13 protein-coding genes and 1 pseudogene are annotated in these 16,201 nt (G+C 68.6%); 5 read left to right on the forward strand and 9 right to left on the reverse strand.

Going from position 1 to position 16,201, the window contains the following annotated elements; genetic code table 11:
* Window positions 1-68 precede the first annotated feature (68 nt).
* Together FZ033_RS02410 and FZ033_RS02415 are read left to right on the forward strand one after the other, a co-directional pair.
* Window positions 69-1,265 carry an acyl-CoA dehydrogenase gene (locus FZ033_RS02410; RefSeq protein ID WP_149574559.1) on the forward strand — a complete coding sequence of 399 codons (1,197 nt, stop codon included), beginning with the start codon at window positions 69-71 and terminating at the stop codon, window positions 1,263-1,265.
* A gap of 237 nt (window positions 1,266-1,502) precedes the next feature.
* Window positions 1,503-2,678 (forward strand): CaiB/BaiF CoA transferase family protein, encoded by a 1,176-nt coding sequence (locus FZ033_RS02415; protein WP_149574560.1) that lies wholly within the window; start codon window positions 1,503-1,505, stop codon window positions 2,676-2,678.
* A gap of 109 nt (window positions 2,679-2,787) precedes the next feature.
* On the opposite strand, the gene FZ033_RS02420 is transcribed toward FZ033_RS02415, so the two are convergent.
* The 4 genes from FZ033_RS02420 to cysS all read right to left on the reverse strand — a co-directional run bounded on the left by FZ033_RS02420 (window position 2,788) and on the right by cysS (window position 6,928).
* Window positions 2,788-3,279, reverse strand: a complete 492-nt coding sequence (locus tag FZ033_RS02420; RefSeq protein WP_232847294.1) for a DoxX family protein — start codon at window positions 3,277-3,279, stop codon at window positions 2,788-2,790.
* A gap of 159 nt (window positions 3,280-3,438) precedes the next feature.
* Window positions 3,439-5,052 carry a citramalate synthase gene (cimA, locus tag FZ033_RS02425; RefSeq protein ID WP_149574561.1) on the reverse strand — a complete coding sequence of 538 codons (1,614 nt, stop codon included), beginning with the start codon at window positions 5,050-5,052 and terminating at the stop codon, window positions 3,439-3,441.
* Entirely contained in the window at window positions 5,049-5,543 is a 495-nt protein-coding gene (locus FZ033_RS02430) for a GNAT family N-acetyltransferase (RefSeq protein WP_149574562.1), read from the reverse strand. The genes cimA and FZ033_RS02430 overlap by 4 nt, the downstream gene beginning before the upstream one ends.
* Entirely contained in the window at window positions 5,540-6,928 is a 1,389-nt protein-coding gene (gene cysS / locus FZ033_RS02435; RefSeq protein ID WP_149574563.1) for a cysteine--tRNA ligase, read from the reverse strand. The genes FZ033_RS02430 and cysS overlap by 4 nt, the downstream gene beginning before the upstream one ends.
* A gap of 486 nt (window positions 6,929-7,414) precedes the next feature.
* Here cysS and FZ033_RS02440 point away from each other — a divergent pair, with 486 nt between their 5' ends.
* Window positions 7,415-7,723 carry a hypothetical protein gene (locus FZ033_RS02440; protein ID WP_149574564.1) on the forward strand — a complete coding sequence of 103 codons (309 nt, stop codon included), beginning with the start codon at window positions 7,415-7,417 and terminating at the stop codon, window positions 7,721-7,723.
* A gap of 48 nt (window positions 7,724-7,771) precedes the next feature.
* Here the strand turns inward: FZ033_RS02440 and FZ033_RS02445 are convergent, their stop codons facing one another.
* Window positions 7,772-8,329 (reverse strand): CreA family protein, encoded by a 558-nt coding sequence (locus FZ033_RS02445; RefSeq protein ID WP_149574565.1) that lies wholly within the window; start codon window positions 8,327-8,329, stop codon window positions 7,772-7,774.
* A gap of 297 nt (window positions 8,330-8,626) precedes the next feature.
* Here FZ033_RS02445 and FZ033_RS02450 point away from each other — a divergent pair, with 297 nt between their 5' ends.
* Together FZ033_RS02450 and FZ033_RS02455 are read left to right on the forward strand one after the other, a co-directional pair.
* Window positions 8,627-9,715, forward strand: a complete 1,089-nt coding sequence (locus tag FZ033_RS02450) for a TRAP transporter substrate-binding protein (RefSeq protein WP_188079273.1) — start codon at window positions 8,627-8,629, stop codon at window positions 9,713-9,715.
* Window positions 9,716-9,863: 148 nt separating this feature from the next.
* Window positions 9,864-11,066, forward strand: a complete 1,203-nt coding sequence (locus tag FZ033_RS02455; protein ID WP_149574567.1) for a DUF2865 domain-containing protein — start codon at window positions 9,864-9,866, stop codon at window positions 11,064-11,066.
* Window positions 11,067-11,220: 154 nt separating this feature from the next.
* Here FZ033_RS02455 and FZ033_RS02460 read toward each other — a convergent pair whose 3' ends face one another.
* The 4 genes and pseudogenes from FZ033_RS02460 to FZ033_RS02475 form a co-directional block, all read right to left on the reverse strand.
* Complete coding sequence (locus FZ033_RS02460) at window positions 11,221-12,597, reverse strand: glutamate--tRNA ligase (RefSeq protein WP_149574568.1); 1,377 nt, start codon at window positions 12,595-12,597, stop codon at window positions 11,221-11,223.
* A gap of 139 nt (window positions 12,598-12,736) precedes the next feature.
* Window positions 12,737-13,189 (reverse strand): hypothetical protein, encoded by a 453-nt coding sequence (locus FZ033_RS24235; RefSeq protein WP_188079276.1) that lies wholly within the window; start codon window positions 13,187-13,189, stop codon window positions 12,737-12,739.
* Between the two features lie 1,080 nt (window positions 13,190-14,269).
* Window positions 14,270-14,503, reverse strand: a pseudogene (locus tag FZ033_RS24650) (SH3 domain-containing protein); the annotation flags it as partial.
* Between the two features lie 116 nt (window positions 14,504-14,619).
* Window positions 14,620-16,044: a helix-turn-helix domain-containing protein gene (locus FZ033_RS02475; protein ID WP_149574569.1), complete on the reverse strand. Its 1,425-nt coding sequence runs from the start codon at window positions 16,042-16,044 to the stop codon at window positions 14,620-14,622.
* Window positions 16,045-16,201 lie beyond the last annotated feature (157 nt).

Genomic DNA, 16,201 nt, shown 5'->3' on the forward strand with positions numbered 1-16,201 from the left:
TACCGACTGGCTGGAATGTAAATGCAGCCCGCGCCGCCCGGCCGGGCCGACAGCGGGAGACACGCTCCATGGCCGCCGCCACCTCCAAGCCCGTGTTCGACTGGACCGACCCCTTCGACCTCAACGGCCAGCTCACCGAGGACGAGCGGCTGGTGCGCGACACGGCGCGCGACTATGCGCAGGAAAAGCTGCTGCCCCGCGTCACCTCGGCCTATCTCGACGAGCGCTTCGACCGCGAGATCATGAACGAGATGGGCGAGCTGGGCCTGCTCGGCCCTACCATCCCGGCGGAATACGGCGGCGCCGGCCTCGGCTATGTGTCCTATGGCCTCGCCGCCCGCGAGGTGGAGCGGGTGGACAGCGGCTACCGCTCGGCCATGAGCGTGCAGTCCTCCCTCGTCATGCATCCCATCTATGCCTATGGCACCGAGGAGCAGCGCAAGAAGTACCTGCCCAAGCTCGCCACCGGCGAGTGGATCGGCTGCTTCGGCCTCACCGAGCCGGATGCCGGTTCCGATCCCGCCGGGATGCGCACCAGGGCGGAAAAGATCGACGGCGGCTATCGCCTCAACGGCGCCAAGATGTGGATCACCAATTCCCCCATCGCCGACCTCGCGGTGGTGTGGGCGAAGTCGGCCGCGCACGACAATGCCATCCGCGGCTTCGTGGTGGAGCGCGGCATGAAGGGCTTCTCCACCCCCAAGATCGAGGGCAAGCTGTCGCTGCGCGCCTCCATCACCGGCGAGATCGTGCTGGAGGACGTGGAGATCCCGGAAGAGAACCTGTTGCCCAACGTGTCCGGCCTTGCCGGCCCGTTCGGTTGCCTCAACCGGGCACGCTACGGCATCGGCTGGGGCGCCATGGGCGCGGCGGAGGCCTGCTTCGCCCAGGCCCGGCAATACACGCTGGACCGCAAGCAGTTCGGCAAGCCGCTGGCCGCCACCCAATTGGTGCAGAAGAAGCTGGCGGACATGGCCACCGACATCGCCTTCGGCCTGCAGGCCTGCCTGCGCGTCGGCCGGCTGTTCGAGGAAGGCCGCCTGCCGCCGGAGACCATCTCCTTCATCAAGCGCAACAATTGCGGCAAGGCGCTGGACATCGCCCGCACCGCCCGCGACATGCACGGCGGCAACGGCATCTCGGCCGAGTTCCACGTCATCCGCCATGCGGCGAACCTCGAGACCGTGAACACCTATGAGGGCACGCACGACATCCATGCGCTGATCCTCGGCCGGGGCATCACGGGCATCCAGGCGTTCTTCTGAGAGCGTCCCCTCTCCCCTTTCAGAACCACCGTCATGCCCGGGCTTGACCCGGGCATCCACGTCTCGCCGCTGGCACCGCCCCTCCAACAGGGACCCCGGCCCAACCGCGTGGATGGCCGAAACCCGCATGTTTGCGGGTTTCGTTTTCAGGGACGGAAGTCGGCGACAGCCGACTTCCGGATCAAGTCCGGCCATGACGATGGCTTTGGAACGACCCCGCGCTAGAACGAGCCCCCCATGTCCCCTCCCCTCGCCGGCCTTCGCGTCCTTGAACTTGCCCGCATCCTCGCCGGCCCGTGGTGCGGGCAGTTGCTCGCCGATCTCGGCGCCGAGGTGATCAAGGTGGAGCGCCCCGGCGGCGGCGACGATACCCGCACCTGGGGCCCGCCCTTCCTGAAGGGTGAGGACGGGGCGGACCTCGGCGCCGCCTATTTCCACGCCACCAATCGCGGCAAGCGCTCGGTGGCGGTGGATTTCGAGACCCCGCAGGGACAGGCCACCATCCGCGCGCTGGCGCGGCAGAGCGACGTGGTCATCGAGAATTTCAAGGTCGGCGGCCTGAAGAAATATGGCCTCGATTACGCGAGCCTGAAGGCGGAGAACCCGCGCTTGGTCTATTGCTCCGTCACCGGCTTCGGCCAGGACGGCCCCTATGCGCCGCGCGCCGGCTATGACTTTCTGGTGCAGGGCATGGGCGGCATCATGGACCTCACCGGCGCGCCGGACGGCGAGCCGCAGAAGGTGGGGGTGGCGTTTGCCGACATCTTCACCGGCCTCTACGCCACCGTGGGCATCCTTGCCGCCCTGCGTCGGCGGGAGGAGACCGGCACCGGCGGCCATGTGGACATGGCCTTGCTCGACACCCAGGTGGGCGTGCTGGCCAACCAGGCCATGAACTACCTCACCTCCGGCAAGGCCCCCAGGCGCATGGGCAACGCCCATCCCAACATCGTGCCCTATCAGGTCTTCCCCTGCGCAGACGGCTATTTCATCGCCGCCATCGGCAATGACGGCCAGTTCACCCGCTTCTGCGCCGTGCTCGGCGCGCCGGAGCTGGCGCAGGCTGACGATTACAGGACCAATCCCGAGCGGGTCGCCCATCGCGCCGCGCTGGTGCCGCAGCTTTCGGCACTGACCGCCGCCTTCAAGCGCGACGATCTCCTCGCCGCGCTGGAGGCCAAGGGCGTGCCCGCCGGCCCCATCAACACGGTGGCGCAGGTGTTCGACGACCCCCAGGTGAAGGCGCGCGGCCTGCGCGTGGACCTGAAGGAGGCCGGCGGCGGCACCATCCCGGCGGTGGCAAGCCCCATCGTGCTCGATGGCGAGCGGCAGGTGGCGAAGACCGCCAGCCCCCGCCTCGGGGCGGACACCGAAGCCGTACTCAAGGCGCTGGAGGCGCTGGCGAAGGGCTGAACCTCCAGCCGTCCCGTTCGTTTCCCGCGGCGTGTGACCTGCAGGACCGGGACGAAAAAAGGGGACGGCCACACAGGTGCCATCCCCTTTCCAATGAAAGATCCCGCCTTTACGCCGCGATGGGCTTCGCCTTCCGCAGCGGCCATGCAAACAGGCCGAAGAAACCGGGGTTCTTGTTCCAGGCATGCAGCGCCACCGCGAGCGACGCCACGCCCCAGAACACCAGGTATTCGATGCCGTGCTGCGCCCAGAACCAACCAAGTCCATGCACCGCGACGGTGGCATAGGCCGCAACCATCATCAGCCCGGCGGAGACGACCCCAAGGTATTTCGGAAACAGCCCCAAGGTCAGGCCCACGGCGCACGTCAGCTCCATGACAATGGACAGGACCACGAAAAATTCCGGCGGATGGAACCCCGCCTTGGTGAAAAAGACCACCGAACCAGAAAAACCGATGATCTTGGATATGGAATGCGGAAAATAAAACAACCCGCAGACCAGTCTCACGACGACCATGGGATCGGTGACGTCAAATCTTTCAGATGATACCGACATGGCGAATGTCCTTGGCGCCGGGAATGCATCGATCAGAACGATCAATACTTGAGCCTGATCCTGATCCTTTCGCGACCATGGACATTGATTTGGCGCAATGGATACCTCCGCCGGGGTGGGCATTTTTCGCAACTGCGTTTGCAGCCCTGCACGGCGCGGAAACGGGAGCGGGCGGCGGTCCGAACCGGGTCCGAACCTCCCCCCTCAGGCCGTCGCGCCTTCCTTCAGCAGTTTCCACGTGATGGAATCGATCAGTGCCTCGAACGAGGCGTCGATGATGTTGGGGGAGACGCCCACCGTGGTCCAGCGCTCGCCGGTCTCGTCGGCGCTCTCGATCAGCACGCGGGTCACCGCCTCGGTGCCGCCGTTGAGCACGCGCACCCGGTAGTCGGTGAGGTGCAGGCCGGCGATGAAGGGCTGGTACTTGCCGAGGTCCTTGCGCAGCGCCACGTCGAGGGCGTTCACCGGGCCGTTGCCCTCGGCGGCGGAGATCAGCACCTCCTCGCCCACCTTCACCTTCACGATGGCCTCGGCCACGGTGCTCATCTCGCCTTTGGCGTTGAAGCGCCGCTCCACGTTCACGCTGAAGCGCTCCACGTCGAAGAAGTCCGGCACGCTGCCGAGAATGCGCCGCGCCAGCAGCGCGAAGGAGGCGTCCGCCGCCTCATAGGCATAGCCCAGTGCCTCGCGGGTCTTCACCTCGTCCAGCAGCCGGGCGATGCGCGGGTCCGCCTTCTCCACCGGGACACCGAGCCGCTCCAGCTCGGCCAGCACGTTGGACTTGCCCGCCTGGTCGGAGACCAGCAGCTTGCGCCGGTTGCCCACCGCCTCGGGGGGCACGTGCTCGTAGGTGGCTGGGTCCTTCAGGATGGCGGAGGCATGGATGCCGGCCTTGGTGGCGAATGCGCTCTCGCCCACGTAAGGCGCATGGCGATCCGGCGCGCGGTTCAGCATCTCGTCCAGCGTGCGGGACACGTTGGCGATGTCGGCCAGCGCGTCGCGGGAGACGCCGATGTCGAAGTGTGCCGAATAGTCCGACTTCAACAGCAATGTCGGGATGATGGAGCACAGGTTCGCGTTGCCGCAGCGCTCGCCGAGGCCGTTGAGCGTGCCCTGGATCTGCCGCGCCCCGGCCCGAACGGCGGCCAGCGAATTGGCCACCGCCTGCTCGGTGTCGTTGTGGGCGTGGATGCCCACATGGTCGCCCGGCACCACCTTCACCAGCTCGGAGACGATGGCCTCCACCTCATGGGGCAAGGTACCGCCATTGGTGTCGCACAGCACCACCCAGCGGGTGCCGGCCTCATACGCCGTACGGGCGCAGGCGAGGGCGAAGTCCCTGTCTTCCTTGAAGCCGTCGAAGAAATGCTCGCAATCCACCAGCGCCTCGCGCCCCGCCGCCACGGCGGCCTGGACGCTCTCGCGGATGGAGGCGAGGTTCTCCTCCCTGGTGGTCTCCAGCGCCACCCGCACCTGGTAGGCGGAGGCCTTGGCAACGAAGCAGATGGCATCCGCCTTGGCCCCGATCAGCGCGGCGATGCCGGGATCGTTGGCGGCGGAGCGGCCCGGCCGCTTGGTCATGCCGAAGGCGGTGACCCGCGCCCGCGCCGGATGCTCCTGCGAAAACAGCTGCGTATCCGTAGGGTTGGCGCCGGGATAACCGGCCTCCACATAGTCCACCCCGAGATGGTCGAGCAGCGCCAGCACCCTGAGCTTGTCGGCGACGGTGAAGTCCACCCCGTTGGTCTGCGCGCCGTCGCGCAGGGTGGTGTCGAAGAGATAAAGGCGCTCCCGCGCGCCGGGCTGGGAAGTGGTCATCGCCCTGTCCCCTCGCCGAGCGTCTTGGCCATGGAGGTGTTGCCGAGCCAGGTGTCGGCCAGCGGCACCATGTTGCGGCGGTGGGCCTCATAGCCGCGGTGCTGGAAGAAGCCGAGGGCGGTGTCGCTGGCATCCACCGTCAGCTTGAGGGTGCCGCGCCCCTTCGCCAGCGTCTCGGCGGCATCGCACAGGGCACGGGCGACGCCGGTGCCGGCGGCGTCCGGCGCCACATAGAGCAGGTCGATGTGGGCATTGTCCTTGAGCGAGACGAAGCCCACCTGCGCGCCGTCGCGCAGGGCCACCAGGGTGAGCGCACCGGCAAGGCGCGCGGCGAAGGCGTCCTCGTCGTCGACCGCCGCGCTCCAGGCCTCCTGCTGCTCCTCGTCGTAATCCTCGCCGGTCAGATCGGCGATGGAGGCGCGGAACAGGGCCGCCAGCACCGGCGCATCGGCCGGCAGATAGGGGCGCAGGGAGAGCTTGGTGGCGGTCATCGCGACACCTCCCAGCTGGTGGTTCCGTCCTTGTTGTCCATCAGCACCACACCCTGCGCGGCCAGCTCCTCGCGGATCTGGTCGGCGCGCTTGAAGTCCTTCGCCTTGCGGGCGGCGAGGCGATCGGCGATGAGGCCGGCGATCACGCCCTCATCGAGAGCGATGGCCTCCTTCTGCCGGGCGCGCCACCCGCTTTCGGTATCGCCGAGCAGGCCGAGCAGGTTGGCCGCCCCCTTGAAGCGCCGACGCAAGGCGGAGGAGGTCTCCTCGTGCTCCGCCACCTCGGCGAGATGGTGAAGGTGGGTGATGACGGACGGCGTGTTGAGGTCGTCGGCGAGCCGGTCGGCGGTCTCGATCTCGAACGGGTTGCCCTCCCCGGTCTCGGCCTCGACCTCGCCGATGATGCGGTACCACTTGTCCAGGGTCTTGGCGGCGAAACCCAGGCCCTGCCGGGTCCAGTTGATGGGCTGGCGATAGTGGGTGGAGAGCATGGCGAGGCGCAGCACCTCGCCCGGCCATTCGGCGAGCAGTTCGCGGATGGTGACGAAGTTGCCGAGGGACTTCGACATCTTCTCACCTTCCAGCATCAGGAAGCCGTTGTGCATCCACATCTGCGCCATCACGCCGCTATGGAAGGCGCAGCGCGACTGGGCGATCTCGTTCTCATGGTGAGGGAACACAAGGTCGATGCCGCCGCCATGAATGTCAAAGGTCTCGCCCAGGTGGCGCCACGACATGGCCGAGCACTCGATGTGCCAGCCGGGGCGGCCGGGGGTGGCGATGCCACAGGGCGAGGGCCAGCCCGGGACGCCGGCCTCGCTCGGCTTCCACAGCACGAAGTCCATGGGATCGCGCTTATAGGGTGCCACATCCACGCGGGCACCGGCCACCATCTCGTCCAGCGGGCGGCGGGAGAGCCGGCCATAGTCCGGCATGGAGGGCACGTGGAACAGCACATGCTCCTCCGCCACATAGGCGTGGCCGGAGGCGACCAGGCTCTCGATGAGCGTGCGCATCTCGGCGATATGCTCGGTGGCGCGCGGCTCGACCGTGGGCCGCAGGCAGTTGAGCGCGGCGGTATCCTCGCGGAACCAGCGGTAGGTCTCTTCCGTGAGATCGCGGATGGTGATGCCGCGCTCGGCGGCGCGGGCGTTGATCTTGTCGTCCACGTCGGTGATGTTGCGAACGTATTTGACGTGGTCTTCGCCATAGAGGCGGCGCAGCAGGCGGAACAGCACGTCGAACACGATCACAGGCCGCGCATTGCCGATATGGGCGTGATCGTAGACGGTGGGGCCGCAGACATACATGCGCACGTTGGCGGGATCGAGCGGACGCAGCGTGTCCTTCGAGCGGGTCAAGGTATTGTAGAGCCTGAGCTCCATGGATCGTTCCCCCGAATGGCGCACGTGCGCCGTGCCGGTGCACCGGCCGGGGCGTCCAGATCCTTAAGTCTTAAGGGAGCAGCAAGGGACGGCCACGGCCAGCTTTTCGGCTAACCGCAAATAATCGCCGCAATGGCGCTGGTGATGGCAAACCGACCGTTCATGGCGCGGGACAATGGTTCGTGCGGGGGCGGTCGTCAAGAGCTTTCACGTCCGTGTGGCGGAACAGCCATGCGCAGCCTGGGCACCAGCCCGCGCGCCCTTGCGCCGCCTTGGTTTTTCACCCATGCGGCGGTGGGCCCTCCGCACTTCGTTATATGGCCACGCTTGACCATGCGGGGGCCGGGGGCCTATCCCCTGCCCCGCGAGAGCGCCCCGGCGGCGCATGGGCGGAGGCATCTCCGCCCCTCCGCACCGTGCTCCGAACGACGGGCACGCGGTCCGGAACACCGCCGCGGCGCTGATCAAAAAGGCCGTTTCCCGCTCATGCAAAGCATCCGTACGCTGGTCGTCGCAGCCGTGGCGACCCTGTCCCTGACCGCTGTGGCCGAGGCCGACACCCGCATCTTCATCATCGACAATTCCGACGGCTACGGCATCGACCGGTGCCTGGCCGCCGGCGCGCCGTGCGGCGAGCGCATGGCGGTCGCCTGGTGCCAGTCTCACGACTACAGCCGCGCCATTGATTTCGGCCGCGTCGCCGAAACCGCCCTGACCCCGGCGCGCGCCGCGCCGCCCGCCGCCTGCACCGGCCCCCTGTGCGCCGAGGCGGTGGCCATCACCTGCTCACGCTGAGGGGCGAAGCCGTCGTCATCGGCAGGCCCCGGCGGGTCCGGGGCAGGCTCACTTCACGAAGTCAGCGCATTTCGGCACGTCCGCGCCGCTGCCCCAGGGCATGATGGGCACGGTGGAGGTGGAATTCTTCGGGCTGCCGTCGATCAGCTTGTCCGAATAGACCAGGTACACCAACACGTTGCGCTTGGTATCGCAGCCGCGCACGATCTGCATCCGCTTGAAGAAAAACGAGCGGCCCTCGCGGAACACCACGTCGCCCTGCTCGAACTTGGACTTGAAGGAGATGGGCCCCACCTGCCGGCATGCCAGCGAGATGTCGGACACTTCCTCCGCCACGCCCACCATGCCCTTCAGGCCGCCCTTCTCCGGCGTGGTGTAGTGGCAGGCGACGCCGTCCACCACCGGGTCGTCGATGCCGTAGACCGCGAGCTTGTCGTCCGGGGTCAGGAACTTCCAGACGGTGGACTTCTTGAAGATGAGGTTCGGCTCCTGCGCAATCGCTGGAGCCGACAGGGCCGGCACCAGCAGCCCCGCGAGCAGGAAGGCGCCGCAGCGGGCGCGGTTCGCAAGGCGGCTCACGCGGTTCGGACGGTTCGCAACGGTCATGAAAGCTCCCGCGGGTTGTCGCTCCTGATATGGGGAAAGTCCCGCTCAGGAAAAGGTGATCGGCGGCAGGAGCCCGATAAAAGCGCTGCCTGCGCTCCTGCGCCGGCTCGCGATTGACGCGGAGGCGCGGCCATGACACCCCTGTCGCCCCATTGATACCAGCGGCCCCGGTCTGCGACCGATGCAGAGGGGTTCGCGCAGGCGCCGCGCGGCCCGGACCGTGCGCAGAGAACACACCAAACGGCTGTCGCAATGGCAGCAACCGACAAGAAAAGGCCCGAGGAGCACCACATGGACATCAAGCGCCGGCACTTCATTGGTGCCTCCGCCACCGCGCTCGCCACCGGCGCGCTCGCAGCTCCGGCCCTCGCCCAGAGCCAGCCCGAGGTGAAGTGGCGCCTGACCTCCTCCTTCCCCCGCTCGCTGGACACCATCTACGGCACCGCGCAGACCTTCGCACGCTACGTGTCCGAGGCCACCGACGGGCGGTTCCAGATCCAGACCTTCCCGGCGGGAGAGCTGGTGCCGGGCCTGCAGGCGCTGGACGCGGTCTCCACCGGCTCGGTGGAATGCGCGCAGACCGCCACCTATTTCTACACCGGCAAGGACCCGGCGCTGGCCTTCGGCACCGGCGTGCCGTTCGGCTTCAACTCGCGCCAGCAGCATTCCTGGTGGTTCTTCGGCGGCGGCGCCGAGATCATCAACGGCGTGCTGGCCAAGTACAATGTCACCTCCATGCCCATGGGCAATTCGGGGTGCCAGATGGGCGGCTTCTTCCGCAAGGAGCTTACCGGCGTCGGTGATCTCAAGGGCCTGAAGTTCCGCATCGGCGGCATCGGCGGCCAGGTGCTGGCCAAGCTCGGCGTGGTGCCGCAACAGATCGTGCCGGGGGATGTCTATGCCGCCCTCGAACGCGGCACCATCGACGCCGCCGAGTTCGTCGGCCCCTATGACGACGAGAAGCTCGGCCTCGTGAAGGTAGCCAAATATTACTACTACCCCGGCTGGTGGGAGGGCGGGGCCATGATGCACCTCGTCATCAACGACAAGCAGTGGGACGCCCTGCCGAAGCACTACCAGGCCATCGTCCGCAACGCAGCGGAAGCCGCCAACAACTGGATGCTGGCGAAGTACGATTCGGTGAACCCGCCGGCCCTGCGCCGCCTGGTGCAGCAGGGCGTGGAACTGCGGCCCTTCCCACCCTCCATCATGGACGCCGGCCACAAGGCGGCGTTCGAGCTCTACAACGAGATCGCCGCCGTCAACCCCGCCTTCAAGCAGGCGCTCGATTCCATGACCGCCATCCGCGCCGACCAGCTGGTGTGGTGGCAGATCGCCGAATACGCCTACGACACCTTCAACATCCGCAACCGCGGCAAGAGCTGAGGCGGGCTCCAGCTGAGGCGCGCGAGGGGGCGGCGGGCACCTGACGGACCGTGATGAAGCCATAGTTTCGTCACCATTCACGTCCGGTGTCAGGCTATAGAGGTCCGGTCGCGGATTGGGCGGCGAAGCGAGAGTCGAGAAGGTGAGGATGGGGTCTGAGCGAGGCATGGGCGTCGGCGGCAATATCCGCCATGTGGCCCGCAAGATCGTGTTCGGGCTCCTCCTGGCCGGAACGGCGGCAGGCGGCGCCTCGCAGGCGCTGGCCCAGGCCGGCAGCCCGGCGTGCATGCAGCTCGAATCCTCGCTGACGTCTCTCGACCGGGGCGCCAACGGCGCCGCCGCCCAGCAGCAACAGGCGGCGAAGCTGCGGGGCGACCTCGACCGGCTCACGTCCCAGGCCCGCGGCATGGGCTGCGATGCCCCGCGCGGCTTCTTCATCTTCCAGGGGCCGCCGCGGCCGCCCCAGTGCGACCAGATCGACGACCAGGTGTCGCGCATCCGCTCCCAGCTCGCCGGCGTCGAGCGCGGCGGATCGGACCAGAGCGGCCAGCGCCGGGCGCTGATCCTCGCCCTCGCCCAGAACAATTGCGGCCCGCAATACACCGCCGCCGTTCAGGCGTCGCGGCGCCCCGCCGAGCCGCAGAAGCCGCGCAACTTCTTCGAGGCCATCTTCGGCACGCCCCAGAGCGCACAGGAAGAGGAAAGCGCCCCGGACCTCGCCACCGTCCCGCTGGACCAGCCGAAGCAGTATTCCTCCCGCACCGTGTGCGTGCGCACCTGCGACGGCTATTTCTTCCCCATGGCGAACTCCACCAACTCCAGCCGCTACGCGCAGGACGACCAGCTGTGCAAGCGGCTGTGCCCAGGCTCGGATGCACAGCTCTTCACCTACAGCGGTGACATCAAGTCGGCGGTGAGCATTTCCGGGCAGTCCTACATGTCGCTGCCCAACGCGCTGCGCTACCGCAAGGAGCTGGTGTCGTCCTGCACCTGCAAGCCCGCCGGCCAGTCGTGGGCGCAGGCGCTCGCCGGGCTCGAGGATGAGACCACCCTCCGCAAGGGCGACATCCTCGTGACCGAGGAGCAGGCCCGCGAGATGTCGCAGCCGAAGTTCAACGACCCGGCCCAGAACACCAAGGGCAAGGCCGCGCAGCGCCAGCCGGTCGCCGATCCGGCGGCGGAAGCCGGCGGCCCCGTGGCCGCCACCGCCACCGCCCCGCTCGCCCCGGCCTCCGAGCAGCCGGGCCAGCGCAAGGTGCGCATCATCCCGCTGCCGCGCTCGCAGAACGCCCAGAACCAGCAGAACACGCAGGGCGGCGCCCAAACCGCTGGCCAGGGCACCGCGCAGTAGGCGGCACCTCGCGGCAGGCGATGCGGCGGGGCGAAGCCATCCGCCCGCTTCCGCTCAATGCTTGCGTGAATATAAGGACAGGCACGCAGGCCTGAGAGGTCTAGCGCCCTTCAGGCCATCCCCCGTCAGCGTGATTGGCCCGACCGGATCCGGCCTACGCCACCTCGCCCCCGAGGCGGCCCGCCACCCGCGTGTGGCCCATCAGCGGCAGCAGGGCGGCAAGCTCCGGCCCCTTCTCCAGGCCCGTCAGGGCAAGGCGCAGCGGATGGAACAGGGTCTTGCCCGAACGCCCGCTCGCCGTCTTCACCGCCTTGATCCAGGCTTGATAGGTCTGCCCATCCCAGGGCTCCGCTGGCAGCAGCGCCGCCGCTTCGCCGAGGAAGGCGCGATCGGCCTCCGCCACCAGGCCGGCAGCAGGCCGGGACACCAGCGTCCACCAATCCGCTGCCTCCAGGAACAGCGTGAGATTGCCCCGCACCACCAGCCAGAACGGTTCGCCGCCTCCTATGCCTGCCGCCGTAAGGCGCGGAGCCGCCGCCTCGAACGGCATCATGTGCAGGGTGCGGGCGGTGAGTTGGGCCAGGTCGTCCGGATCGAAGCGGGCCGGGGCGCGGGAGATGTGGGCAAGGTCCACCATGCCCGCCAAGGCATCAAGGCTCTCCACCGCCTCCACCGCATGGGAGGTGCCCACCAGGACGGCCGCCGCCGCAACCGCTAATGCCTCCTGCCCGGCCTCCCGGAGCGCCGAAAGGGAGAGGTGGCCGAGCCGCTTCGACAGCCCTTCGCCCGACGGCAGGGTGAGCAGGTTGTGGTGCGCGAAACGTGGCGCCGGCCCGCCCAGCGCCTCGAAGATCTCGATCTGGACCGCCGTGTTGGTCACATGGTCCTCGCCGCGCACCACGTCCGTGACGCCCATGGCGAGGTCGTCCACCACCGAGGGCAGCGTGTAGAGGAAGCTGCCGTCGGCGCGCACCAGGACCGGATCGGACAGGCTCGCCGTATCCACCTGCTGCGGCCCGCGCACGCCGTCGTCCCAGGCGACGACGCGGTGGTCGAGGCGGAAGCGCCAGTGCGGGCGGCGGCCCTCGGCCTCGAGCCGGTCGCGGTCTGCCTCAGTCAGCGCCAGCGCCGCGCGATCATAGACCGGCGGCAGGCCGCGCGCCCGCTGCAGCCGGCGCTTCAGCTCCAGCTCTTCCTCGCTCTCATAGGCGGGATAGAGTCGCCCGGCGGCCTTCAGGCGCTCGGCGGCAGCCTGATAGTCGGCGATGCGATCCGACTGGCGGAAGGTGAGGTCGGGGGCGATGCCCAGCCACGCGAGGTCCGCCGCAATGGCGTCGGCATATTCGACGCGGGAGCGGGCGGCGTCGGTGTCGTCGAAGCGCAGGATGAAGGTTCCGCCGGCGCGCCGGGCGAGCAGCGCGTTGATGAGGGCGGTGCGGGCATTGCCCACATGGATGAGGCCCGTGGGCGACGGCGCGAAGCGCAGGACGGGACGGGACAGAGCGGAGCGGGACGACGCGAAGCGGGACATGGCAAGCCCATAGCCCGCCGCGTTCCATCCGTCGATGGGCAGGAAGGCCTCGGGGGAGGATCGGGCCTCGGCCTGCCCCTGAAAGAAAGAAGCCCGGCCGTGATGGCCGGGCTTCGATTGGTTCAGCGGGGTTGCTGGTTCAGCGCGGCGGCGGGCAGTCCGGTCCGCGGCAGTCGGGCCGTCCCTGGGGCCGCTGCGGCTGACCCTGAGGCTGCGCCTGGGGCTGGCGTTGCGGCTGGCCCTGAGGCTGACCCTGCTGCTGCGGCGGACGCTGCTGCTGGTACTGCTGCGGCGGACGCTCCTGGCGCTGCTGCTGAGGCGGACGCTGCTGGTACTGCTCCGGCGGACGTTGCTGGCGCTGTTCCTGCTGGCGTTGCATCTGCTGCTGGCGCTGCTGGAACTGCTCCTGCTGGCGCTGCTGCTGTTGCTGACGCTGCTGGCCCTGCTCCTGCTGACGCTGTTGCATCTGCTGCTGGCGCTGCTGGATCTGTTCCTGCTGGCGCTGCTGCTGTTGCTGGCGCTGCTGGATCTGCTGCTGCTGACGCTGCTGCAACTGCTCCTGCTGGATCTGCTGGCGCTGTTGCTGCTGCAACTGCTGACGCTCCTGCGGCGACGGCGGGCGGTTCGGCAGGCCATTCGGCCCGGGACCGCCGGGACGACCAGGACCACCCTGCTGACCCGGAGGCTGACCGGGGACACCGGGACGGCCGGGACCACCCGGCTGGCCGGGCTGACCAGGACCACCGGGCTGACCGGGAGGCGTGCCAGGCTGACCCGGAGGCTGGCCGGGGACACCAGGACGGCCGGGACCGCCCGGCTGGCCGGGCTGACCAGGACCACCGGGCTGGCCGGGAGGCGTGCCAGGCTGGCCCGGAGGCTGGCCGGGGACACCAGGACGGCCGGGGCCACCCGGCTGGCCGGGCTGACCAGGACCACCGGGCTGACCGGGAGGCGTGCCGGGCTGACCCGGAGGCTGGCCCGGGACACCGGGACGGCCGGGACCACCAGGCTGGCCGGGCTGACCAGGACCGCCGGGCTGGCCGGGAGGCGTGCCAGGCTGACCCGGAGGCTGGCCCGGGACACCGGGACGGCCAGGACCACCCGGCTGGCCGGGCTGACCAGGACCACCAGGACCACCGGGCTGGCCGGGGCCACCAGGATAACCAGGACCACCGGGCTCACCCGGACGGCCGGGGCTGCCAGGATAACCGGGTCCACCGGGCTGACCAGGACCGCCGGGATAACCAGGACCACCAGGATAACCAGGACCGCCGGGCTCACCCGGACGGCCGGGGCCACCAGGATAACCGGGACCACCCGGATAACCGGGGCCGCCCGGCCCACCGGGACGGTTCCAGCCGGGAGGCGGCGGCGGGGCAACGGGCGGGGGCGGCTGCATGCCGGGGGGCGCGATATAATTGTTACGCCACCAGCCGGGCTGGCGCGGCCCCGGAGGCGGGCCATACCAGCCGGGACGCGGCCGCGGCGCATAGCCTTCCCAACGGTAGCGGTCGGCATACCAGGGCTGGTTCACATAATAAGGCCGGCCTACATAATACTGGTTCCAGTATTGCGAGGCGGCAAACGCCACCACGGGCACGCCGATAGCGGCAACGCCCCAGTCGGGAAGCACGGCGGTACGGCCCTGCTGCTCGTAGCCGAGATATTCGCTGTAGACCCAGCCGCGGTAATCCTGCCAGATCACGTCGCACCAGGATTCATCCTGGAGACAGCCCTCGACTTCCAGCGGCGAGCCTTCGGGGATGACGCCCAAGCTTGGGAATTCGGTGTCCGGACCGGTCCGGATATTCACATTCGCAGTGGAGAAGGCCGGCGCCGCCTGGGCGGACACTATCCCTGCCATCGCCAGGCCAGCGACCCAGCCAGCCAGTCTGAGCACCCTCATGGATCACTCCCATTCGACTCGGTTAGAGAGTCGATGCACTTAGTTTATCTCCGCCCTCATGGCGTTTCATGTGCCAAGGCAGGGCCATTCGTAAGCGGCAGGAAGGCGCAATTACGTCAGGAGATGGTAAACGGAACGATATCCCGCACGTTCTCGTCGATGCGGATCTCCCGGTCCAGCGGCGGGAAGGCCCGCAGGTCGCAGTCCCGGCGCGGGCAGATGCGGCAGGACACGCCGAGCTTGGCCACCGGCGCGGCCTTCAGGTCCAGCCCGTCCGCGTAGACGATGTCATGGGCGAAGGCGACCTCGCAGCCGAGGCCGAAGGCATAGGCCCGCGAGGGCTGGCCGTGACGCAGGGAGGGGCTGACCACGGCACGGGCGAGGCAGATGTAGCGCGCCCCGTCGGGCATCTCGCCCACCTGCACCAGCGTGCGCCCCGGCATCTCGAACGCCTCGTGCACGTTCCAGGCGGCGCAGGCCCCGCCGTGGCGGGCGAACTGGAAGCGCGTGGCCGAATGGCGCTTGGTGATGTTGCCGGCGCGGTCCACCTTGGCGAAATAGAAGGGCACCCCCTTCGCCCCCGGCCGCTGGAGCGTGGACAGGCGATGGCACACCTGCTCCAGGCTGGCGCCGGTCTCCAGCACCAGGCGATCCAGGTCGTATCGGAGCCGACGCCCCAGGTCATGGAACCGCCGGTAGGGCAGCATGAGCGCGCCAGCGAAATAATTGTGCAGCGCCAGCCGGCAGATCTCCGTGGCGGTCTGGCTGCGGAAGGCGCCGGAGGCGACCGTCGCCTCCACCAGCGCGCCATGCTCCAGCTGGGCGATGGTGGCGGCGATGCGGAACGCTCGCGTCGGGCCCGACAAAACCCCCGACAGCACCAGCCGCCGCAAGCGCGGATCGAAGCGCGACAGCGGCGCATCCGGGTCCGCCGGCCCCACCTCCACCTGCACATTGTGGCGGCGGGCGAGATGGGCGGCGAAGGCGGCGGCAGGGTCCGCGCCTTCCAGGATGCCGAGGCTGGAGGCGGCGGCCTCCGCCGCGCGGTCGAGGGGGTCCACGTAATTGTCGATATAGTGGAAGAAGTCGCGCACTTCCTCGTAGGGGATCAGCTTGGCCTCGTCCGCTCCCGGCGTGACGCCTGCGGTGAGCATGTCGTCGAGGGAGGCGCGCCATTCGGCCGTGCGCCGCAGCGCCACGTGCATGCGCAGGAAGGCATGGGCGAAGGCGGGGGAGAGATTGGCCACCGCCTTCATGTCCTGCAGGCCAAGGTCCAGATCCTTGAACAGCGGGTCGGCGGCGGTCTCGCGCAGGTCCGCCACCAGCCGGTCGAGGTCCTCCGCGCCGAAGGAGGTGATGTCCACCGCGAAGGTGCGCGAGATGGCGATGAGGATGGAGGCGGTCAGCGGGCGCTGGTTGCTCTCGATCTGGTTGATGTAGGACGGCGAGACCGCGAGGCGCTGGGCCAGCTCGCTCTGCTTGAGCCCCAGCTTTTCCCGCAGCCGCCGCACCGCATGGCCGGCATAGATCTTCTGACGCATGGGCGGCCCCGACTTCGGGATTGCAAATTCTTCACAATAAACAACGTGAATTTTTCACATATTCCCAATGCCCGCAACTCCTGTTAGCCGACAGCAGCGATCGGGAGCAGAGGACGCGCAAAGCTTAGGCTTTCGCCCCCTCTTAACCCCCGTTAGT

The organism is Xanthobacter oligotrophicus (assembly GCF_008364685.1).
Classification (GTDB): domain Bacteria; phylum Pseudomonadota; class Alphaproteobacteria; order Rhizobiales; family Xanthobacteraceae; genus Xanthobacter; species Xanthobacter oligotrophicus.

Coding starts and splice junctions, on each gene's coding strand:
- FZ033_RS02445 (WP_149574565.1), bottom strand. CDS start 8,329: ATGACCGTTGCGAACCGTCCGAACCGCGTGAGCCGCCTTGCGAACCGC.
- cimA (WP_149574561.1), bottom strand. CDS start 5,052: ATGACCACTTCCCAGCCCGGCGCGCGGGAGCGCCTTTATCTCTTCGAC.
- FZ033_RS02430 (WP_149574562.1), bottom strand. CDS start 5,543: ATGACCGCCACCAAGCTCTCCCTGCGCCCCTATCTGCCGGCCGATGCG.
- FZ033_RS02475 (WP_149574569.1), bottom strand. CDS start 16,044: ATGCGTCAGAAGATCTATGCCGGCCATGCGGTGCGGCGGCTGCGGGAA.
- FZ033_RS02455 (WP_149574567.1), top strand. CDS start 9,864: ATGGGGTCTGAGCGAGGCATGGGCGTCGGCGGCAATATCCGCCATGTG.
- FZ033_RS02460 (WP_149574568.1), bottom strand. CDS start 12,597: ATGTCCCGCTTCGCGTCGTCCCGCTCCGCTCTGTCCCGTCCCGTCCTG.
- FZ033_RS02440 (WP_149574564.1), top strand. CDS start 7,415: ATGCAAAGCATCCGTACGCTGGTCGTCGCAGCCGTGGCGACCCTGTCC.
- FZ033_RS02410 (WP_149574559.1), top strand. CDS start 69: ATGGCCGCCGCCACCTCCAAGCCCGTGTTCGACTGGACCGACCCCTTC.
- FZ033_RS02415 (WP_149574560.1), top strand. CDS start 1,503: ATGTCCCCTCCCCTCGCCGGCCTTCGCGTCCTTGAACTTGCCCGCATC.
- cysS (WP_149574563.1), bottom strand. CDS start 6,928: ATGGAGCTCAGGCTCTACAATACCTTGACCCGCTCGAAGGACACGCTG.